Source organism: Stenotrophomonas sp. 24(2023) (genome assembly GCF_030913365.1).
Taxonomy (GTDB): domain Bacteria; phylum Pseudomonadota; class Gammaproteobacteria; order Xanthomonadales; family Xanthomonadaceae; genus Stenotrophomonas.
Window position 1 is genome coordinate 2,490,708 of record NZ_CP133160.1, and the last position, 22,075, is coordinate 2,512,782.

11 protein-coding genes are annotated in these 22,075 nt (G+C 70.0%); 6 read left to right on the forward strand and 5 right to left on the reverse strand.

All coding sequences use genetic code 11. The features are described 5' to 3' along the window. Nucleotides 1-8: 8 nt before the first annotated feature. The 3 genes from Q9R17_RS11090 to Q9R17_RS11100 all read right to left on the reverse strand — a co-directional run bounded on the left by Q9R17_RS11090 (nucleotide 9) and on the right by Q9R17_RS11100 (nucleotide 2,212). Nucleotides 9-200, reverse strand: coding sequence for a YqaE/Pmp3 family membrane protein (locus tag Q9R17_RS11090; protein ID WP_308154701.1), 192 nt, complete (start codon nucleotides 198-200; stop codon nucleotides 9-11). A gap of 28 nt (nucleotides 201-228) precedes the next feature. Next, the gene (locus tag Q9R17_RS11095; RefSeq protein ID WP_308154702.1) at nucleotides 229-654 is read right to left on the reverse strand and encodes a DNA polymerase III subunit chi; all 426 of its coding nucleotides are present in this window, start codon (nucleotides 652-654) and stop codon (nucleotides 229-231) included. Between the two features lie 82 nt (nucleotides 655-736). Further along, the gene (locus Q9R17_RS11100) at nucleotides 737-2,212 is read right to left on the reverse strand and encodes a leucyl aminopeptidase (RefSeq protein WP_308154703.1); all 1,476 of its coding nucleotides are present in this window, start codon (nucleotides 2,210-2,212) and stop codon (nucleotides 737-739) included. A 104-nt stretch (nucleotides 2,213-2,316) separates the two neighbouring features. On the opposite strand from Q9R17_RS11100, the gene lptF reads away from it, so the two are divergent. Together lptF and lptG are read left to right on the forward strand one after the other, a co-directional pair. Beyond that, a complete protein-coding gene (lptF, locus tag Q9R17_RS11105; RefSeq protein WP_308154704.1) occupies nucleotides 2,317-3,405 on the forward strand; it encodes an LPS export ABC transporter permease LptF in 1,089 nt (362 codons plus the stop codon). A gap of 17 nt (nucleotides 3,406-3,422) precedes the next feature. Continuing rightward, a complete protein-coding gene (gene lptG, locus Q9R17_RS11110; protein WP_308158331.1) occupies nucleotides 3,423-4,514 on the forward strand; it encodes an LPS export ABC transporter permease LptG in 1,092 nt (363 codons plus the stop codon). A gap of 164 nt (nucleotides 4,515-4,678) precedes the next feature. Here lptG and Q9R17_RS11115 read toward each other — a convergent pair whose 3' ends face one another. Continuing rightward, nucleotides 4,679-5,170 carry an RDD family protein gene (locus Q9R17_RS11115; RefSeq protein ID WP_308154705.1) on the reverse strand — a complete coding sequence of 164 codons (492 nt, stop codon included), beginning with the start codon at nucleotides 5,168-5,170 and terminating at the stop codon, nucleotides 4,679-4,681. Nucleotides 5,171-5,226: 56 nt separating this feature from the next. Between Q9R17_RS11115 and xerD the strand changes: the two genes are divergently transcribed. Beyond that, nucleotides 5,227-6,204: a site-specific tyrosine recombinase XerD gene (xerD, locus tag Q9R17_RS11120; protein ID WP_308154706.1), complete on the forward strand. Its 978-nt coding sequence runs from the start codon at nucleotides 5,227-5,229 to the stop codon at nucleotides 6,202-6,204. Nucleotides 6,205-6,290: 86 nt separating this feature from the next. Then, the gene (locus Q9R17_RS11125; protein ID WP_308154707.1) at nucleotides 6,291-7,079 is read left to right on the forward strand and encodes a thioredoxin fold domain-containing protein; all 789 of its coding nucleotides are present in this window, start codon (nucleotides 6,291-6,293) and stop codon (nucleotides 7,077-7,079) included. Between the two features lie 93 nt (nucleotides 7,080-7,172). On the opposite strand, the gene Q9R17_RS11130 is transcribed toward Q9R17_RS11125, so the two are convergent. Beyond that, nucleotides 7,173-9,269, reverse strand: a complete 2,097-nt coding sequence (locus Q9R17_RS11130; protein ID WP_308154708.1) for a glycosyl hydrolase family 18 protein — start codon at nucleotides 9,267-9,269, stop codon at nucleotides 7,173-7,175. Nucleotides 9,270-10,118: 849 nt separating this feature from the next. Between Q9R17_RS11130 and purL the strand changes: the two genes are divergently transcribed. Next, on the forward strand, nucleotides 10,119-14,054 hold the full coding sequence (gene purL / locus Q9R17_RS11135) for a phosphoribosylformylglycinamidine synthase (protein ID WP_308154709.1): 3,936 nt from the start codon (nucleotides 10,119-10,121) through the stop codon (nucleotides 14,052-14,054). Nucleotides 14,055-14,502: 448 nt separating this feature from the next. Further along, nucleotides 14,503-22,038, forward strand: coding sequence for an ESPR-type extended signal peptide-containing protein (locus Q9R17_RS11140; protein WP_308154710.1), 7,536 nt, complete (start codon nucleotides 14,503-14,505; stop codon nucleotides 22,036-22,038). Nucleotides 22,039-22,075: the final 37 nt, after the last annotated feature.

Here is a 22,075-nt window from a genome sequence, read left to right on the forward strand (position 1 = left end):
AGGGAAGATCAGCGCGCGCCGAGCGCGCGGCGGATCTTCTGGTCGGTGTGGTACTGGCTGACCGCATAGGCGGCCCAGATGGCCGCAGGCACCCAGCCGATCAGGGTGACCTGCAGGACCAGGCAGACGATGCCGGCCAGGGGGCGGCCGATGGTGAAAAAGGCCAGCCAGGGAAGGATCAGGGCGATGAGCAGGCGCATCAAGGGGCTCCGTGTCGGGCAGGGTGACTTACATGTCGTGCTTGGACAGGTCGTAACCGGCGTTCTTGTACTGGCGCCAGCGCTCGCGCAGCGGTTCGCGCGCTTCCGGGTCGGCCGGCACCACTTCCAGCACCCGTTCGCACTGGCCCAGCCAGGGATCGTCGCGCAGGTTGATGACCAGCGGCCGGGCCGGGGTGTCGGTACCGGGGGCGGCGATCAGCACCACGGCTTCCTCCTCGTCCACATCCTCACCGGCGATCTGGTGCGGAATATAGGCTTCCTCGTCGAAGGCCCACAGCAGCTCGTCCAGTTCTTCGGCCTGGGTCTGGTCACGGGCCAGCACCAGGGTCGGCAGGCCGGCGTCGTTGGCCTTGCGGGCCAGTTCGCAGACCAGGCGCAGCGGCTCGGTCAGGAAGCGGGGCTTGGCGATCAGGTAGAAGTCGGCGCGGGGCATGGCGGGTCCAGGGCGGGGCAGGGGCCCGGCCATGCCGGGCGAGGCCCTGGCGGGCAGATGCCCACCAGGGTCGACAACGGCGTCAGGCGGCGGCCTGGTCCAGCAGCCACTGGCTCAGCAGGCCGACCGGGCGGCCGGTGGCCATGCCACGCTTGCCTTCATCGCTGGCCACGCCGGCGATGTCCAGATGGGCCCAGCGCTGGCCTTCGGTGAAGCGCGACAGGAAGCAGCCGGCGGTGATGGCACCGGCCCAGCGGCCGCCGATGTTGTAGACATCGGCGAAGGTCGAATCCAGCATCGGCTGGTACTCATCCCACAGCGGCAGGCGCCAGGCGCGGTCGAACACGTGCTCGCCGGCGGCCAGCAGCTCGTTGGCCAGGTCGTCGTGCTTGGTCATCAGGCCGGCCGTCTGGTGGCCCAGGGCCACCATGCAGGCGCCGGTCAGGGTCGCCACATCCACCAGGGCCTGCGGCTCGAAGCGCTGCGCGTAGGTCAGCGCGTCGCACAGGATCAGGCGGCCTTCGGCGTCGGTGTTGCCCACTTCGATGGTCTTGCCCGACATCGAGGTGATCACGTCGGACGGGCGGTAGGCATTGCCGTCGATGGCGTTCTCGACGGCCGGGACCACCACCACCAGGTTCAGCGGCAGCTGCGCCTTCACGGCGGCCACGAAGGTGCCGATGACGTTGGCGCCACCGCACATGTCGTACTTCATTTCCTCGATGCCGCCCTGGGTCTTCAGGTTGACGCCACCGGTATCGAAGGTGATGCCCTTGCCGACCAGCACATAGGGCTTGGCGTCGCCGCCGCCCGTCCACTTCAGCACGACCAGGCGCGGGCGGTTGGCCGAACCGCGGGCCACGGCCAGCAGCGAGCCCATGCCCAGCGCTTCCATCTGGTGCTCGTCCAGGATGTCCGCCTCGGCGCCGTCGTGTTCGGCGGCGAACTTCACCGCCACCTCGGCCAGATGGGCCGGGGTGCAGTAGTTCGGCGGCAGGTTGCCCAGTTCACGGGCGAACTCGACGCCGGCGGCGATGGCCTGGCCCTGGGCCAGGGCAGTGGTGTCCTCGCCGGCCACGGCCAGCTGCACCAGCCCGGCCTCATCGGCTTTCTTCTTGCCCAGCGTGGCGGTGTAGCGGTAGCTGGCGTGGTCGGCGGCGATGATGGCCTGGCGGATCGCCCAGGCGCCGTCACGGTCCTTCACGGCCAGTTCGGACAGGGTGAACAGCGCGCTGCGGCTGGCGCCGGACTTCAGGGCGCGCACGGCATCGCCGACGGCCTTGATGTACTGCGGCACGCCGAAGCGGGCGGCATCGCCCAGGCCGACCACCAGCACGCGCGGGGCGGTCACGCCCGGCAGGTCGTGGACCAGGGTGGTGGCGCCGGTCTTGCCGGACAGGTCGCCGCGCTGGGCCAGGGCGGCCAGGCGGCCACCGCTGGCGGCGTCGATGGCCTGTGCGGCCGGGGTCAGGGAGTGGTCGGCGTAGGCGCCGACGACCAGGCAATCGACCCCGGCGGAGGTCGGCGCGACGTGGTTCAGGGTGAATTCGAGGGCCATTGAGCAGATTCCGTTGGCAAATCCGTACAATCGCGGACCGTTTACGCCCAACCGGTAGACTGGGCGGCGCCGCGAACGAACCCGAGAGTTTAAACCACCGCCCCATGTTGAAGCTCGACCGCTACCTGCTGGGCGATTTCGTCCAGAGTTTCCTGGCCACCCTGATCGTCCTGCTGGTGGTCAGCGTGGGCGGCGTCCTGGTGGACATCCTGGGGAACATCGCCGATGGCCGCCTGCCCGCCACGCTGCTGTTCTCGCAGCTGGCCCTGCAGTTCGTCGTCTACATGCCCCTGATCCTGCCGCTGGCCCTGATGCTGGGGCTGCTGCTGGCCGTGGCCCGGCTCTACCGGGACTCGGAAATGGCGGTCATCACCGCCATCGGCGTCGGCCCCGGGCGCCTGTTGCGCCCGTTGCTGATGCTGGTGGCACCGGTGGTGGTGCTGGTCGGGGCCTGCTCGCTGTGGCTGGGCCCCTGGGCCGACCGCACCAGCGACCGGATGATCGACGAGGCCAACCGCAGCGTGCTGCTGGCCGGGCTGGAAGCCGGACGGTTCACTACCCTGCCCAATGGCGGGGTGGCCTACGTGTCCTCCATCTCGCCCAACGGGGTGGAGCTGGGGCGGGTGTTCCTGCAACGGCAGAAGCCGGGCGATGACCGCCTGCAGGTGGTGTCCGCCGCCGGTGGCCGCATGTATTTCGAGGGCGCCCACCAGCGCTACCTGGAGCTGGATGACGGCCACCAGGTGGAAGGGCCGGCCGAGGGGGGCCTGGATTACCGCCTGGCCACCTTCGCCCGCAACGATGTGGCCATGCCCGATGGCGCCCAGACCCGCCAGGACGATGACCCGGAGCTGATGACCACCCTGGCCCTGATCGGCGACCCCCGGCCGAAGGCGCAGGCCCAGCTGCACGCGCGCATCGCCCCGCCGCTGATCGCCCTGGCCTTCGCCCTGATGACGGTGCCGCTGGCACGCAGTTCGCCGCGCCAGCAGCGCTATGGCCGCATGATGCTGGCCTTCCTGGCCTACATGGTGGGCATGAACCTGATGTTCATCGGTACCGGCTGGATCGGCGATGGCAGGATCCCGGCGGCGCTGGGGCTGTGGTGGCTGAGCCTGCCGCTGCTGGGCCTTGCCATCTGGATGTACGCCCGTGATGGCCGCCTGGGCCGTGCCAAGGGGAGCCGCGCATGAGCCTGGTCCTGCGCCCGATGCGCTTTGATGTCTACCTGGGCCGGGCGGTGTTCGGCACCGTGCTGCTGACCTGGGCCGTGCTGGTGGGCCTGGATGTGGTGATGGCCTTCTCCGGCGAGTTCAAGGATGTCGGCAAGGGCAGCTACACGCTGGGCCATGCCGCCGCCTGGGTGCTCTACACCGTGCCGCGCCGGGCCTACACCTTCTTCCCCACCGCTGCGGTGATCGGCGCGCTGATGGGCCTGGGCCAGCTGGCGGCCACCTCCGAGCTGACCGCGCTGCGCGCGCTGGGCCTGTCGCGCAAGCGCCTGAGCGTCTCGGTGGCGGTGGCGCTGTCGCTGCTGACCGCGCTGATGGTCATCAACGCCGAGACCCTGAGCCCGTGGGCGCAGGACCGTGCCGACAACATCAAGATCACCGCCAAGTCCGGGTCCAGCATGGCCGTGGCCCGCTATTCGGGCCTGTGGGCGCGCGAAGGCGATACCTTCCTCAACGCGCAGGGCGGTGAAGAGCAGCTGGCCGAAGGCAAGGGCACCCGCCTGGTGCTGCGCGGCGTGCGCCTGTACCGCATCGCGCCGGAAGGCAACATCGTCTCGATCACCCATGCCCAGACCGCCCAGCATGATGGCAGTGGCTGGACCCTGACCGGCGTGCGCGAGGATACCTTCGGCGCGCGCTCGGCCACCCGCCGCGAAGCGGCCAGCGAGCCGTGGAATTCGAAGCTGGATGCCGCCGCGCTGGCCACCGGCCTGTCCAAGCCGCGCAACCTGACGCTGTCCGAACTGAGCACCAGCATCGAGTACCGCAAGCGCAACGGGCTGGATTCGCGCGATTACCAGGACATCTACTGGAGCCGCTGGTTCTACCCGGTGAACGTGCTGGCGCTGTGCCTGGCGGCGGTCCCGTTCGCCTTCGGTTCGCTGCGCAGCGGCGGCATGGGCAAGCGCCTGTTCCTGGGCATTCTGTTCGCCCTGGGCTTCTGGCTGCTGCAGCTGTTCTTCGGCCGCATGGCCGGCGCGCTCAAGTTCGACTACCGCATCGCCTACGCGCTGCCGCCGATCGTGATGCTGGTGGTATCGGGGATGCTGTTCCGGCGCAAATCCGGCTGACGGCAGGGCGGGTCGGTGCACGGCGCATCCACGCATGGCGTGGATCTACCGGTGCATCGACCGGCCGCCACACGGGCGATCGCCCCGCACACCCGTTGTAGATCCACGCCATGCGTGGATGACCGGCATACCCTCGATAAATCCACGCCATGCGTGGATGCGGCTCACCGCACGCGCGGCATCCGCACCAGCTGCGTGCCGCTGGCGCGGTCATGCCAGGTCAGCCGTTGCCGGTCCCACAGCGCCCACCAGAAGCCCAGCCCGCCCAGCAGCAGCGACAGCGTGCCCACCGCATAGCGCCGCCACAGCTGGCCGGTGCGCAATGGCCGGCCATCGCGTGACTGCAGGCGCAGCCGCCACGGCCGCATGCCCAGCGTCTGCCCGCCACGCTGCCAGCTGAGCGTGGCGTACAGCCCGGTGACCAGCCAGTTGCTGGCCCACAGCGCCCACTGCCACGCGCTGAAGGGCGCGATGTTCTCGCGCGTGGCATGGCCGCTGAAGGTGAAGGCCACGGTGAACAGCGTACCGACCAGCATCCACAGCGCCAGGGCCGGCCAGGCGTCGTAGAACAGGGCCAGCAGCCGCCACAGCAGCACGCTGCGCGGGCGGGACGGGACAGCAGCGGCCGGGGCCGCGTCGGTGGCGGGCGTGGACATGCGCCGAGCATACGCAATGCTGGCCGGCCACGGGGCGGGCGCCGTATCCTGCGGCCATGGCTGTCATCTCCACCCCGGCGCAACGTCGCCAGCTTGTTACCCAGCTGCCCGCACTGCGCAGCGACGATGCCGCCGGCATCCAGCGTTTCCTGGATGCGATCTGGGCCGAGCATGGCCTGGCACGGGCCACGCTGGACAGCTACCGCCGCGACCTGGAAGGCCTGGCCCGCTGGCGCGACGGTCGCGACGGCGGCCTGGCCGGGATCGAGCGCGCGGGCCTGTTCGAGTACCTGGCCTGGCGCACCCGCCATGGCTGGTCGCCGCGCAGCAATGCGCGCCTGCTGTCGGCCCTGCGCGCGTTCTTCGCCGATGCCGTGCGCCGTGGCCAGCGCAGCGAGGACCCCAGCGCCCTGCTGGACCCGCCCAAGCTGCCGCGCCTGCTGCCCAAGGCGCTGGCCGAAAGCCAGATCGATGCGCTGCTGGCCGCGCCGGATGTCGACAGCCCGCTGGGGCTGCGCGACCGCGCCATGCTGGAACTGATGTACGCCGCCGGCCTGCGCGTCAGCGAACTGGTGCTGCTGCCGGCCACGGCGGTCAACCTGCGCCAGGGCGTGCTGCGGGTGACCGGCAAGGGCAGCAAGGAACGGCTGGTGCCGCTGGGCGAGGAATCGCAGTACTGGCTGGAGCGCTACCTGAAACAGTCGCGCCCGTCGCTGGTCGGCAAGGGCACGGTGAAACCGCTGGCCGATGGCCAGGTGCCGCTGTTCATCGAGCCGACGCTGCAGGGCCTGAGCCGGCAGGCGTTCTGGTACCTGGTCAAGCGCCATGCCGCCGTGGCCGGCATCGATCCGGCGCGGATCAGCCCGCATGGCCTGCGGCACAGCTTCGCCACCCATCTGCTCAACCGCGGTGCCGACCTGCGCGCGCTGCAGATGCTGCTGGGCCACAGCTCGTTGTCCACCACGCAGATCTACACGCTGGTGGCACGTGAACACCTGCAGAAGCTGCACGCCCGGCACCACCCACGCGGCTGAATCTGCACTGCGGGCTGTGCCGGTGCGCACGGCCCGTAGCGGGGGGGTGTGGCAGAATCCGGGATCACTCCCGTGCAGGCCGCTCCATGCTCCGATTCGCCCTTGTCGCCGCGCTCGGCGCCTTCAGTCTCACCGCCTGCGCGCAGCCGGCCGCGCCCGCCGCGTCATCGCCCGCCCCGGCCGCCCGCCCCGCCGCGGCCAATCCGGCCGCCGACCAGACCGTGCGCGCCGCGCTCAAGCAGCTGGACCCGAACTTCAATCCGGACTACATCGGGGCGGCGCCGTTCGCCGGCTTCCGCGAAGTGGTGGTATCCGGGCAGGTGCTGTACGTGTCCGATGATGGCCGCTACCTGATGCAGTCGCAGCCGTATGACATCCGTGCCAAGGCGCTGGTCAACAGCGAGGGGCTGCTGGGGTACCGCCGCGGCCTGCTGGCCAAGGCCAACCATGGTGACCGCATCGTGTTCGCCGCCCCCAACGCGAAGTACACCATCAGCGTGTTCACCGATATCGAGTGCGGTTACTGCCGCAAGCTGCACCAGGACATTCCCGAACTCAACCGCAACGGCATCACGGTCGAATACCTGGCCTTCCCGCGCATGGGCCTGGGCAGCAAGGACTACACCGACATGATTTCGGTCTGGTGCGCCAGCGACCGCCGCCAGGCGCTGACCGCGGCCAAGCAGGGCAAGCCGGTAGCGGCGAAGAACTGCACCAACCCGGTGGCCATGCAGTACACGCTGGGCCAGCAGCTGGGGGTGAACGGCACGCCGGCGATCTTCGCCGACGACGGCACCCAGCTCGGTGGCTACCTGCCACCGGCGCAGCTGCGTGCCGCCCTGGAAAAACGCGGCGCCGCCGCTGCGGCCCGGTAATGCCGGGCCCTGCGGGGCGGATCGATGATGCAAACGAAGCCGGGGGCGCATCGCGCCCCCGGCTTTTTCGTTCCTGCGTCGGTGCGGTCCGTCTTACTTCAGCCCGTCGCTGACCGCCTTGGTCAGCGTGGCCTGTGCATCGTCACCGCTGAACTCCCAGACGAATGCGCCGCCCAGGCCCTGCGCCTTCACGTAGCCCATCTTGCGGGTGATGTTGGCCGGGGTGTCGAAGCTCCACAGGGTGCTGCCGTTGTAGATCCAGGTCGCACCGGCGGTGTTGTCGGTGTAGACCGGCCAGTTGAGGTTCTTCAGCACCTTCCAGTCTTCGATGCCGGCTTCATACGTGCCTGCCGCTGCGCCACCGGCGGTCTGGTACAGGCCATTGTTGCCGCTGGCCACGTTGCTCCAGCCACGCCCGTAGTAGCCGATGCCCAGGTTGAGCTTGGACGCCGGCACACCGCGGCTGATGAAGGCCTCGATGGCATCGTTGCTGTTGTACTGCTTCTGGTCGCCGGTGGACGGATCGTTGGGCGAGTTGAACAGCGCCGAGTGATGGTTGGTCCGCGCATCCCACGCACCGTGGAAGTCGTAGGTCATCACGTTGATGTAGTCCAGGTACTGGTGGTACGAGGCCGGGTCGGTCACGCGCACCTTGTCGATGCCTGCACCCACGGCCACGGTCAGCAGCAGGCCCGGGCGCACCAGGTTGAGCTGGCGGCGGAACTCGGCCAGCAGCGCGGTGAAGTTGGCATTGTCCTCGGCGCTGCCGCAGGCGATGCCACAGGCCACCGGGTATTCCCAGTCGATGTCGATGCCGTCGAACACGCCCAGTGCGGCACCGGCACCACCGGCACCGTCGGTCACCGGCAGGTTGCCCTTGATGTAGGCATCGATGCACGAGGCCACGAAGGCCTGGCGGTTTTCCGGGCGTGCGGCGCTGGAGAAGCCGCGCGACCAGGTCCAGCCGCCCAGCGAGATCAGCACCTTCACGTTCGGGTGCTTGGCCTTGAGCTGCTTGAGCTGGTTCCAGTTGCCGCGCAGCGGCTGGTCCCAGGTATCGGCGGTGCCGCTCACGCTTTCACCGGCGGCGAAGGCCTTGCTGTAATCGGCGAAGGCATCACCACCGGCACCGGTGTTGGCATCGGACGGCTGGGTCACGCCCACTTCGCAGCGGTTGTTGCGCACGTTGCCGAACGCGTAGTTGACGTGGGTCAGGCGTGCGGCCGCACCGCTGGTATCGATGTCGCGCACCTTGTAGTTGCGGCCGTAGATGCCCCACTGGGTGAAGTAGCCGATGACCCGCTTGCCGGTGCCGCCGCCGCTGTCGGCCAGGGTGCTGGCACTGATCGCGGTGCCCTGCGCCGAGGCATTGCCGGCGTTGTCACGCGCACGTACGCGGTAGCTGTAGGTGGTGGACGGGCTCAGCCCGCCATCGACATAGCTGGCACTGGACGGCGAGCCGACCAGGCTGCCGTTGCGGTACACGTCATAGCCGGCCACGCCGCTGCCGCCGGCGTTGTCGGTGGATGCACTCCAGCTCAGGGCGATGCTCGAGGACGTGCGCGTGCCCACGGCCAGGCCGGCCGGCACGCTGGGCGGGGTGGTATCGCCGCTGGCGGCGTTGACGGTGATGGTGACCGTGGCCGTGCTGGCCGTGGCGTTGTTGTTGTCGGTGGCCACCGCGCGCAGCGTGTGGCTGCCGGCGCTGGCGTTGGCCCAGCTGGCGCTGTAGGGCGCACTGGTGGCAACGGCGAAGGAGGCACCGTTGCGGAAGAATTCGACCTTGCTGACGCTGCCGTCCGGATCGCTGGCGTTGGCCGACACGGTGACCGTGCTGCCGGCGCTGAAGGTGGCCCCGTTGGCCGGCGAGGTCAGGGTGACCACCGGCGGCTGGTTGACCCCGCTGCCATCGCAGGCGCCCAGGTTGGTGTAGTACGGCGCACCGGCCGGGTGGTCCGGCGGCGCGTTCCAGATGTCCTGGTTGGCCCGGTAGAGGACGCCCCCCTTCTGCAGGGTGTCACCGGCCCGGTAGATCTTGGCCTGGTCCCATTGGGCGACGCCGGCGCAGTTGGCCGCCTGGGCCAGGCCCGGCAGGGCGACACCGGCAGCCAGGGCAAGCAGCCAGGCCAGGTGGCGCGGACGACAGGAACGGCTGGGACGTGCGGAACTGCGTGCAATCGGGTCGTACATGGTGTGTCTCCGATCGATCAGGTTGGCGCGCGGGCCCCGATGGCGCCGCGCGTGACGCAGGTCCGGACGTCGCCCGGGAAGGCGACGGTGGGGGACGGACGGAGGTACCCGGCCGGCCGGGGAGAGAGAAACCGGCCGGCCGGGTAGGGACAACGTTGTCATCAATCGTGTGCTCAATCCGTGAGCAAGCGCATGGTTCAGCGATCCGGGCGGAGAGCGGCGCTGCGCCCCTCGTGGCTGGGGCTTTTCGCGAACAGCGGATTTTTGGGGGTTGGCCGGGCGGGTGGGCATCGCGGGGGACGCCGTAAACCCGTCCTTGGGGGTTGGCCGCGGCATCCATGCCGCGGACACCCCCGCGATGCCCACCCGCCCGGCCCTGGACAGTTTCCTGCGCGGCCAGCCACGGAAGACAGAACAAAAAATCAAAAGCAAAAGCAAAAAATCAAAAGCAAAAGCAAAAGCCGGTCGCTTCGCTCCCATCCACGCCATGCGTGGATGGATTCATCAGATATCGCAACAAATGCAGGGTCAGAGCCCGTTGCGAAGCATCGGGATCCGACCTCGTGCCGTTCCGGCAGATCGCGGAAATCTGTCGAAGGCGGGGTGGGTCCGGTTGCGGGGGTGTCCGCGGCATGGATGCCGCGGACAAGCCTACAGGGACGTACTTGCGGCGTCCCCCGCAACCGGACCCGCCCCGCCAGCCCTCAGCGAACCGGCTGTTGCTCTGGCTCTTGCTTCGGCTCTGGCCGTCGCCCTGGCCTCTGCGGGTGCCGGGCACCGCCCGGCCAAAGCCCCACCCCCGCTTCCGGTACAATGTCCGGCCCGTTTCCCAACTACGGTTCCCCGGACATGATGGTCCTCGAGGGCGCGCCCGCCCTGTCGCCGTTCCGCCGCGAACGCCTTGAATCCCGCCTGCAGTCCATCGCTCCCTCCCTGCGCATCAGCGGCGCCTGGCACGTCTACTTCGTCCAGCCCGAAGGCACGGCCGCCCCCGACGTGGCCACCCTGTGCCGCATCCTGGAAGCCCAGCCGCAGGCCGAGGCCGTCGCCGACGGCGCCGTCAGCCGCATCGTCGTACCCCGCCTGGGCACCCTGTCGCCTTGGTCCAGCAAGGCCACCGAACTGGTCCGCGGTGCCGGCCAGCCGGTCAGCCGGGTCGAACGCGGTCTGCGCATCGACGTACAGGGCTGGCCGGCCGATGCCGCCGCCCAGCAGGCGCTGGTCAAGGCCCTGCATGACCCGATGACCCAGTCGGTGCTGGAGACCGTGGCGCAGGGCCGGTCCCTGTTCACCACGCTGGCCCGGGGGGAACTGGAGCGCGTGCCGGTGGACCAGCTGGAGGCCGCCAACCAGCGCCTCGGCCTGGCCATGGCCCAGGACGAGATCGACTACCTGCGCGAACGCTTCACCGCGCTGGGTCGTTCGCCGTCCGATGTCGAACTGATGATGTTCGCGCAGGCCAACTCCGAGCACTGCCGCCACAAGATCTTCAACGCCAGCTGGACCATCGACGGGCAGGAACAGGACCGTTCGCTGTTCCGGATGATCAAGAACACCCACCAGCAGACCCCGCAGCACACGCTCAGCGCGTACAGCGACAATGCCGCAGTGATCGAAGGCCACCCGGCCTCGCGCTACCGTCCCGATCCGGCCAGCGGCGAATACCGCCGCGAGCCGCAGGTGCCCAGCGCCTTCCAGATCAAGGTGGAAACGCACAACCACCCGACCGCGATCGCACCGTTCCCGGGCGCCTCGACCGGTGCCGGCGGTGAAATCCGCGACGAAGGCGCGACCGGCCGTGGCGGCAAGCCCAAGGCCGGCCTGACCGGTTTCTCGGTCTCGCACCTGCGCATTCCCGAGCTGCCGCAGCCGTGGGAAGCGCCGCGCGCATTGAACCCGCGCATGGCCCCTGCACTGGAAATCATGACCGACGGCCCGCTCGGCGGCGCCGCGTTCAACAACGAATTCGGCCGCCCGAACCTGCTCGGCTACTTCCGCAGCTTCGAGCTGCCCGAAGGCGCCGACCTGGTCCGCGCCTACGACAAGCCGATCATGCTGGCCGGTGGCCTGGGTGCCATCGACCGCATCCAGGTCGACAAGATCCCGCTGCAGGCCGGTGATGCGGTCATCGTGCTCGGTGGCCCGGCCATGCTGATCGGCCTGGGCGGTGGTGCCGCCAGTTCGGTGGCTTCGGGCGAGAGCGCCGAAGACCTGGATTTCGCCAGCGTGCAGCGCGACAACCCGGAAATGGAGCGCCGCTGCCAGGAGGTCATCGACCGCTGCGTGGCGATGGGCGCCGACAACCCGATCAAGTTCTTCCACGACGTCGGTGCCGGTGGCCTGTCCAATGCCATCCCGGAGCTGCTGCACGACTCGAACGTCGGCGGTGTGATCGACCTGGGCAAGGTGCCCACCGATGACCCGTCGCTGTCGCCGATGCAGCTGTGGTGCAACGAGTCGCAGGAACGCTACGTGCTGGGCGTGGCCCAGGAGCGCCTGGCCGAGTTCGCCGCGCTGTGCGCCCGCGAGCGTTGCCCGTTCGCCGCCGTCGGCGTGGCCACCGCCGAGGAACACCTGGTGGTGGCCTACGGCGCCGTGCCGGGCCACACCCCGGCCGATGCGCCGATCGACCTGCCGATGGACGTGCTGTTCGGCAAGCCGCCGAAGATGCACCGCGACACCGCGCACCCGCCGGCACCGCGCTGGCCGGCGCTGAAGACCGGTGGCCTGGACCTGCAGGACGCCGGCCTGCGCGTGCTCGCGCACCCGACCGTGGCGGCGAAGAACTTCCTGGTCACCATCGGCGACCGCAGCGTCGGCGGGTTGACCGCGCGCGAGCAGATGGTGGGCCCGTGGCAGCTGCCGGTGTCCGACGTGGCCATCACCCTGGCCGACTTCGACGGCGTGGCCGGTGAAGCGATGTCGCTGGGTGAACGCACCCCGTTGGCCCTGCTCGACGCCGCCGCGTCGGCACGCATGGCCGTGGGCGAAGCCATCACCAACCTGTGTGCCGCCCCGGTGGATGCACTGGATGAAGTGAAGCTGTCGGCGAACTGGATGGCCGCTGCCGGCCACCCGGGCGAAGACGCGCTGCTGTATGACGCGGTCAAGGCGGTGGGCATGGAACTGTGCCCGCAGCTGGACATCAGCATCCCGGTGGGCAAGGACTCGCTGTCGATGCAGGCGCAGTGGCACGACCAGGGTGAAGCGCACAAGAGCGTGTCGCCGGTGTCGCTGGTCATCTCGGCCTTCGCGCCGGTGGCCGACGTGCGCCAGCAGCTGACCCCGCTGCTGGACCGCGATGTGGACAGCGAGCTGTGGCTGATCGGCCTGGGGGCCGGCAAGCAGCGTCTGGGCGGTTCGATCCTGGCCCAGGTGCATGCCGACCACGCGGACCTGCCGGCCTTCGCCGGTGCCGCGCCGGACCTGGACGATCCGCAGCGCCTGCGGGGCTTCTTCGAGCTGATCCGCGATGCACGCCAGGCCGGCCTGCTGCGCGCGTACCACGACCGCAGCGATGGCGGTGCCTTCGCCGCGCTGTGCGAAATGGCCTTCACCTCGCGGCTGGGCCTGGACATCGCGCTGGATGCCTGGGGCGATGATCCGTTCCGCAGCCTGTTCAATGAAGAACTGGGGGCGGTGGTGCAGATCGCCCGCGAAGACCGCGCCGCGTTCGCCGACCTGGTCGAGCGCCATGCCCTGACCGAATGCGCGCAGCGCATCGCCAGGCCGACCACCGCACCGGTGGTGCGCGTGTCGCTGGGTGGCCAGAACCTGGCCGAATGGCGCTGGGAAGCGCTGTTCGATGCCTGGTGGTCGGTGACCCACGCCATGCAGAAGCGCCGTGACAACCCGGACAATGCCGATGCCGAGCGTGAGGTTGCCCGTGCCTTCACTGCGCCGGGCCTGAAGCCGAAGCTCAGCTTCGACATCAATGAAGATGTCGCCGCGCCGTACATGGCTGTACCAGTGTCGCGGGCGCAGGACGCGCAGGAGCGACCGCCGTTCATCAGCAGCGGCGCGCGCCCGCGCGTGGCGATCCTGCGCGAACAGGGCGTCAACGGCCAGATCGAAATGGCGAACATCTTCGAACGCGCCGGCTTCCGCGCGTTCGACGTGCACATGAGCGACCTGATCGAAGGCCGCGTCGAACTGCAGTCCTTCACCGGCCTGGTGGCCTGCGGTGGCTTCAGCTACGGCGACGTGCTGGGCGCGGGCCGCGGCTGGGCGACCTCGGTGCTGGAACGCACGGCGCTGCGCGATGCCTTCGCCGCGTTCTTCGCGCGCGAGGACAGCTTCGCGCTGGGCGTGTGCAACGGCTGCCAGATGATGAGCCAGCTCAAGGACATCATCCCCGGTGCCGAGCACTGGCCGCAGTTCCGCCGCAATGCCAGCGAGCAGTTCGAAGCCCGCACCGCGCTGCTGGAAGTGGTGGAATCGCCGTCGATCCTGCTGCGTGGCATGGCCGGCTCGCGCCTGCCGGTCGCCGTGGCACACGGCGAAGGTCGTGCGGTGTTCGCCAACACCGTGGACCAGGCGACCGCACGCGTCTCGCTGCGTTACATCGATGGCGACGGCAAGGTGGCCAGCCAGTACCCGCTGAACCCGAACGGCTCGCCCGACGGCATCACCGGCCTGACCACCACCGACGGCCGCGTCACCATCATGATGCCGCACCCGGAACGCACGCCGCGCGCACTCAACCTGAGCTGGGCGCCGGCCGAGTGGCAGGGTGATTCGCCGTGGATGCGCATGTTCCGCAATGCACGCGTGTGGTGCGGTTGATCGCGTGAGGCACGCTTGATGTTGCGCACGGCATCAATGCCAGTGCGTATGGAAAACCCGCCGGTTCGCCGGCGGGTTTTTTGTTGCCCGATAAAAACCGTGCACGCTCCATGGGTTACACGGTTTTCCCGGATCGATGCCGCGATCACCATGTCTTCACATAATGTCGACATAAACAAGAGAAAGGGTGAACTAGCTCACGGCAATGAGTTTTGCTGTGTCAAAGTCTTGACGATGATTCTCCTTCACGTTAACACTCAATCGTCATTTTGATTCTGTTCATCCCGCAGTAGCCGTCTGGTGCCGCGTCAGGATGCATGCCGCTGCGCGCCGTCCGGAAAACCCCGCAGTAAATCACGCGAATAACGCCCTCTGGGGACGTTGGACCACGCGGTCCAGCGCTGGCGTTGCTTTGCCTGAAACCAGTCCAATACAAGGAGCCGTATCGATGAACCGGATTTATCGCAAGGTCTGGAACAAAGCACTGGGCCAACTGGTGGTGGCCTCGGAATTGGCCTCCTCGACAGCAGGCGGCACGCTCATCGACGCACGCCGTGCCGGTTCACCGGTCGCGATGCGGCTGGCCGCAGCACTGGCGCTGGCGGTGGGACTGTCCGCCGCCGGAGGCGCCGCGGCGCAGGCGGTGGAAATCGGCGGCAACGTCAACTGCCTGGTGTTGGGGGGCAGCATCCTGGACAAGTGCGTGGTGGATGGAAACGCCAGCGCCAAGGGCAGCAATGCCGTGGCCATCGGTGCCGGCAGCAGCGCCAGCGGTGCCAACAGCGTGGCGCTGGGCGCAGGCTCCAAGGCCACGCGCGCCAACACGGTGTCCGTCGGTGATGCCGGCAAGGAACGGCAGATCACCCACGTCGCGGCCGGCACCGCCGACACCGATGCGGTGAACAAGGCACAGCTCGATGCGCAGGCACGCAGCCAGAAGGCGGCGCTGGATTCGGTGGCCGCCGAAGGCAAGCGCTACTTCAAGGCTGACGGCGCGGGCAATGACAGCGACGCGGCGGTGATCGATGGCGACGGCGCACTGGCGGCCGGTGCCGGTGCACAGGCCGTGGCCAACGCCACCACGGCCGTGGGCACGGAGGCCGTGGCCGCAGGCCTGGGGGCCAGTGCGTTCGGCCAGAATGCGCTGGCGCTGGGCGATGCCAGCGTGGTGGTCGGGCAGAGCGCGATCGCCCTGGGCCTGGGCGATACCGCTGTCGGCGCCAGTGCCTTCGCGGCCAGTGAAAACGGCGCAGCCACCGCATTGGGTGCCTTGTCCGAAGCCACTGCCGATGGCGCCACGGCGGTCGGCGCCGGCGCCGTGGCGATGGGCCCGGGCAGCACCTCGCTGGGGCGCGGCGCTGCCGCCGCCAACGAAGCCTCGATCGCCGTCGGTGCGTTCAGCACCGCGGTGGGTGAATTCAGTACCGCGCTCGGCAGCAATGCCGCGGCGGTGGCCACCGGCAGTGTCGCGCTCGGCGCCGGCTCGCTGGCCGACCGCGTGGACACGGTGTCCGTCGGCGCGGCCGCCTATGGCCTGACCCGCCAGATCACCAGCGTGGCCGCTGGCAGTGAAGACACCGATGCGGTCAACGTCGGCCAGCTCAAGGACGTGGCCGCAGTGGCCGATGGCACGGCCAAGCGTTTCCAGGCCACCGGCAGCAGCAACAGCGATGCCGGTGCGCTGGCCGAGGGCGATGACGCGCTGGCCGCCGGCGAAGCGGCTAACGCCATCGGCAACGGCACCACCGCCGTGGGCAGCGGCGCCACGGCCGTGGCACGCAACGCCACGGCGGTAGGCAACAACGCACTGGCAGCCGGGCAGAACAGCGCCGCCTTCGGCCACAACGCACAGGCCGTCGGGCCGGGCAGCGTGGCGGTCGGTGGTGCAGCGGTGGATGCCAATGGCAACCCGCTGATCACCAGCGGTGGCGTGCCGGTCGATACCGGCGCGACCAGCGCCGGTGTCGGTGGCACCGCCGTGGGCGCCAGCGCCGAGGCAGGGGGCTTCGCGGCCTCGGCCTTCGGCGTGGGCGCCTATGCCGGCGGTGCGCAGTCGGCGGCGTTCGGTGCGGTGGCCAACGCCATCGGCGATTACGCCACGGCGCTGGGCACGCAGAGCAACGCGACCGGTACCAGCAGCGTGGCCATCGGTGGGCCGGCCGACCTGATTCCAGGCCTGGGCTTCTTCGTGCAGACCCAGGCCAGCGGCGAAGCCGCAACGGCCGTGGGCGCCGGTGCCATCGCCAGTGGCGCGTATGCCGTGGCGAACGGCAGCCTGACCGAAGCCTCCGGTGCCGAAGCGACCGCCGTGGGCTACTTCGCCTATGCGCCGGGTGAAAACGCCAGCGCGCTGGGCGCGCAGACCTGGGCCAGTGGCGCGCAGAGCACGGCGGTGGGCTACTACGCCACCGCGCGCGGTGCCAACAGCGTGGCACTGGGCGCCAACTCCGAAGCCGTGCGTGCCAACACGGTTGCCGTCGGCAGCGCGGGCAACGAACGGCAGATCACCAGTGTCGCCGCCGGTAGCGAAGCGACCGATGCGGTGAACAAGGCGCAGCTGGACGCCGTGGCCAGTACCGCCGGCACCACGGCGCGCTTCTTCCAGGCACAGCCGGAAAGCGGCAGCACCGAAGGCGCCTACGCCGAAGGCGAAGGGGCCATCGCCGCCGGCTCGTCCAGCAACGCCATCGGTGCCGGTGCCGTTGCCCAGGGCGCGGGTGCTTCGGCACTGGGCGATGACAGCGTGGCGCTGGGCCGCAACACCACTGCCAGTGGCAGCGGGGGCGTGGCCATCGGTGGCCTTGGCCAGGCCTATGATGAATTCAACCAGCCACTGGTCAACGCCGATGGCACGCCAGTGAAGGTCGGTACCACGGCCGTTGCCGATGCCACTGCAGTGGGCAATGCCGCGCAGGCCACCGGTGCCACCAGCACTGCTTTCGGCAGCGCGGCCAAGGCCAGTGGTGACAACAGCCTGGCGGCCGGTGGCAAGGCGCGCGCGACGGGCAGCTACGCCGTGGCGGTGGGTGACAGCGCGTTCGCCAGCAGCGATGACAGCACCGCGGTCGGCGGCTACAGCTGGGCGACCGCCAGCGGTGCCAGCGCGTTCGGCTCCGGTGCGTGGGCGACGGCGGCCAATGCCTCGGCGTTCGGTACGGCGGCCTGGGCCAGCGGCATCGGTTCGACGTCCCTCGGCTACAACAGCTGGGCCAACGGCACCAGCGCCACGGCAGTCGGGCGTGGTGCATTCGGCTACGGCGACGGCAGTGTCGCGCTGGGCTTCCAGTCCCTGGGCAACAGCAGCAACAGCATCGCCATCGGCAGCAACACCGTCGCCAGCGGCGCCGCGGCCATTGCGCTGGGCGCGGGCAGCAATGCCAGTGGCAGCAATGCCGTCGCACTCGGCGCCGGTTCGGTCGCCAGCCGCGACCGCAGCGTGTCGGTCGGTGCGGCCGGCAGCGAACGCCAGATCACCAGCGTGGCCGCGGGTACGCAGGCAACCGACGCGGTGAACAAGGCACAGCTGGATGCGGTATCGGCGACTGCCGCTGCTGCGGCCACGGCGGCCACCACCACGGGCCGCTACTTCCAGGCCAGTGGCAGTGACGGCAGCGACGCCGGTGCCTATGTGGAGGGCGACAACGCGCTGGCGGCCGGCGAAGCGGCCAATGCCATCGGTGACGGTGCCACGGCGCTGGGCAGTGGCGCGACGGCCGTGGGCAGCAACGCACAGGCACTGGGCTTCAACGCCGTGGCCAGCGCGGCCAACGCCAGCGCCGTCGGCGCCAACGCGCAGGCCAGCGGCGAATACGCCACCGCGCAGGGCGCCGAAAGCGAAGCCAGCGGTGAACAGAGTGCCGCCTTCGGTGCGGCGGCCGTGGCCAGTGGCGCCGGCAGCACCGCCAGCGGCGCGCTGTCCGAGGCCAGCGGCGAGGAAGCTGTGGCCGTGGGCTACTTCAGCAGCGCCAGCGGTGAGGGCGCCACCGCCGTCGGCAGCGAGAGCATCGCCAGCGGCACCGCATCGGCGGCGTTCGGTTTCGGCGCCGAGGCCACGGGCGGCTACAGCACGGCCATCGGTGGCGGCGCCATCGCCTCGGCCTTCAACGCCGCCGCGTTCGGCAACGCCGCACAGGCATCGGGTGCCAACAGCGTGGCCGTCGGTGGTGACGCACAGGCCGCCGGCGCGTACAGCACCGCCACCGGCCAGGGCAGCCTGGCCACCGGCACCAACAGCGTCGCCATCGGGGGTTCGCTGTTCGGCCTGCTGGCCACCGAAGCATCGGGCAATTACTCCACGGCGGTGGGCGGTGGTGCCTGGTCGCCGGGCACCAACAGCACGGCGCTGGGCAACGCAGCCGAATCCCGCGGCGCCAACAGTGTCGCGCTCGGCGCCGATTCGATTGCCGACCGTGATGACACGGTGTCCGTCGGCAGTGCCGGCAACGAACGCCAGGTCACCAACGTCGCGGCCGGTACCAACGGCACCGATGCGGTCAACAAGAACCAGCTTGATGCCGTCGCCGCAACGGCCGACAAGACAGCCAAGCACTTCCAGGCCAGCGGCAGCGCCGACAGCGATGCCGGTGCCTATGTGGAAGGTGACAATGCGCTGGCGGCCGGTGAAGCCGCCAATGCCATCGGCAACGGCGCCACGGCCCTGGGCAGCGGAGCCACCGCCGTGGCGGCCAATGCGACCGCGGTGGGCTTCAACAGCCTGGCCACCGGCAGCAATGCTGCTGCGGTCGGCAGCAACGCGCAGGCCAGTGGCGCCGACAGCGCCGCCCTGGGCAGCGGCGCGGCGGCCAGTGGCATCAGCAGCGTTGCTGCCGGTGCCGGCGCACAGGCCAGTGGGGTGTACAGCGCGGCCACCGGTGCTGAAGCCATCGCCAGCGGTGCACAGTCGCTGGCCAGTGGTTTCCGTGCATCGGCATCGGCCGATGGCACCACCGCGGTAGGCGGCTACAGCGAAGCCAGCGGGCGGCTGGGGTCGGCACTGGGCTACGGCACGCTGGCCAGCGGCGCCAACAGCACCGCTGCCGGCGTGTTCGCCACGGCCAGTGGCGCCAGCGCGGTGGCGATGGGGGCGTCCAGCGAAGCATCCGGCGATGAAAGCGTCGCCATCGGTGGCAGCACCTTCTTCGGCCTGGTGCCGTCGCGCGCCAGTGGCTACGGTGCAGCCGCCTTTGGTGCCGGTGCCTGGGCCACCGACGATTACGCAACGGCCATCGGCTGGAATTCGTGGGCGGCCGGAGCCGAATCCACCGCACTGGGGGCCAGTGCCACCGCCAACGGTGCCAACAGTGTTGCGCTGGGTGCGGGTTCGCGCGCCGATCGTGATGACACGGTGGCCATCGGCAGCAGCGGCGGCGAGCGCCAGCTGACCCACGTGGCCGCTGGTACCGAGGCCACCGATGCCGTGAACAAGGGCCAGCTGGATGCGGTGGCGGCAACGGCCGACAAGACGGCCAAGCACTTCCAGGCCAGCGGCAGCGCCGACAGCGACGCCGGCGCCTATGTGGAAGGTGACAACGCGCTGGCGGCCGGTGAAGCCGCCAATGCCATCGGCAACGGCGCCACGGCCCTGGGCAGCGGTGCCACCGCCGTGGCGGCCAATGCGACCGCGGTGGGCTTCAACAGCCTGGCCACCGGCAGCAATGCTGCTGCGGTCGGCAGCAACGCGCAGGCCAGTGGCGCCGACAGCGCCGCCCTGGGCAGCGGCGCGGCGGCCAGTGGCATCAGCAGCGTTGCTGCCGGTGCCGGCGCACAGGCCAGTGGGGTGTACAGCGCAGCCACCGGTGCCGAAGCCATCGCCAGCGGTGCACAGTCGCTGGCCAGTGGTTTCCGTGCATCGGCATCGGCCGATGGCACCACCGCGGTAGGCGGCTACAGCGAAGCCAGCGGGCGGCTGGGTTCGGCACTGGGCTACGGCACGCTGGCCAGCGGCGCCAACAGCACCGCTGCCGGCGTGTTCGCCACGGCCAGCGGCGCCAGCGCGGTGGCGATGGGGGCGTCCAGCGAAGCATCCGGCGATGAAAGCGTCGCCATCGGTGGCAGCACCTTCTTCGGCCTGGTGCCATCGCGCGCCAGTGGCTACGGTGCAGCTGCCTTTGGTGCCGGTGCCTGGGCCACCGACGATTACGCAACGGCCGTCGGCTGGAATTCGTGGGCGGCCGGGGCTGAATCCACCGCACTGGGGGCCAGTGCCACCGCCAACGGCATCAACAGCGTGGCGCTGGGCGCAGGCTCCAAGGCCGAGCGCGACAACAGCGTGGCGATCGGTGCCACGGGCAGCGAACGCCAGCTGACGCATGTGGCAGCTGGCACTGACATCACCGATGCCGTCAACAAGGGGCAGCTGGATGCCGTCGCCGCCACGGCCAATGCCGTGGGCCGCCACTTCCAGGCCAACGGCAGCGGGACGGCCAGCGCAGCGGGCAGTGAGGCTGTCGCTGCTGGCAGTGCGGCCAGTGCGGCCGGCGCGCGCAGTGCGGCACTGGGCGCCAATGCCAGTGCCAGTGTTGCCGGTGCCACCGCGCTCGGCGCGGACAGCGCGGCGCGCGGCGCCAACAGCACCGCCATCGGCCGCCAGGCGTCCACCACCGCCAGCAATGGCGTGGCCGTGGGCTACAACGCCATCGCCAACGGTGGTGCCAACAGCGTGGCGCTGGGTGCCAACGCCGGGGTGACCGGTGCCAACAGCGTGGCGCTGGGGTCCGGCGCGCGCGCGCTGGAAGCCAACGTGGTCTCCGTCGGCGGCGGCAACGGCACCGATGGCCCGGCCACGCGCCGCATCATCAACCTTGCCGATGGACGCATCGCCGCCGGCAGCAGCGATGCGGTCACCGGTGGGCAGCTCAACAGCACCAACCAGCGGGTCGGCGCGGTGGAAACACGGGTGGGGGATGTCGACCGGCGCATCGATACGGTCGAAACCGCCACCGCCAACGCCGTCAGCTATGACGACGCCAGCCGCGAGCGGCTGACCCTGTCCGGCCTGCAGGGCACGGTGCTGGACAACGTGGGCGGTGGCAGCATCAGTGCCGACAGCCGCCAGGCCATCAACGGTGCGCAGCTGTTCCGCTCGCTCAGCGACGCCGCCAGCTTCCTCGGCGGCGGTGCCAGCGTCGGCCTGCAGGGCGTGTTCGTCGCGCCCAACTACGTGATCCAGGGCAGCACCTACAGCAACGTCGGCGATGCGCTGGGGGCACTGGACCGCAAGGTCAGCGAGATCGACCAGCGCGTGTCCGGCAGTGGCACATCGCGTGCCCGCGTGGCGTCGGCCAATGCGATGGCGCTGTCCGCCGAGGGTGCGCTGGCCAGTGCCGAGGCCAGCGCCGGCAGCGCGGTGCAGGGCGTTCCCGCCCCGGCCGCGGCGGCGCCGCAGCCGGCGGCGCTGCCTGCCGCCAACGGTGGTTTCAACGCCGTGGCGGTGGGGGATGGCGCGGTCGCCAGCGGCGTGTCGTCCACGGCCATCGGCCAGGGCGCGGTGGCAACGGCCAGCAATGCCGTGGCCCTGGGCCAGGGATCGGTGGCGGATCGGGCCAACACGGTGTCGGTGGGCAGCACCGGCAACGAGCGCCAGGTGACCAATGTCGCCGCCGGCACGCAGGCCACCGATGCGGTCAACAAGGGGCAGCTGGACCGTGGCGTGGCCACGGCCAACAGCTACACCGATACGCGCTTCCAGACCATGGCCGACAGCTTCGACGTGTTCAAGGGCGACGTGGACCGCCGCCTGCGCCACATCGACCGTCGCCTCGACCGCCAGGGCGCGATGGGGGCGGCCATGCTGAACATGGCCACCAGTGCTGCCGGCATCCGCACGCAGAACCGCGTCGGCGTCGGCGTCGGCTTCCAGGGCGGGGAATCGGCCCTGTCGCTGGGTTACCAGCGCGCGATCAGCGACCGTGCCACGGTCACCGTCGGGGGGGCGTTCAGCAGTGATGACAGTTCGGTCGGCGTCGGCGCCGGCTTTGGGTGGTAAGCCCTGCATGCCGGCCGCGACCTGCGGCCGGCATGAC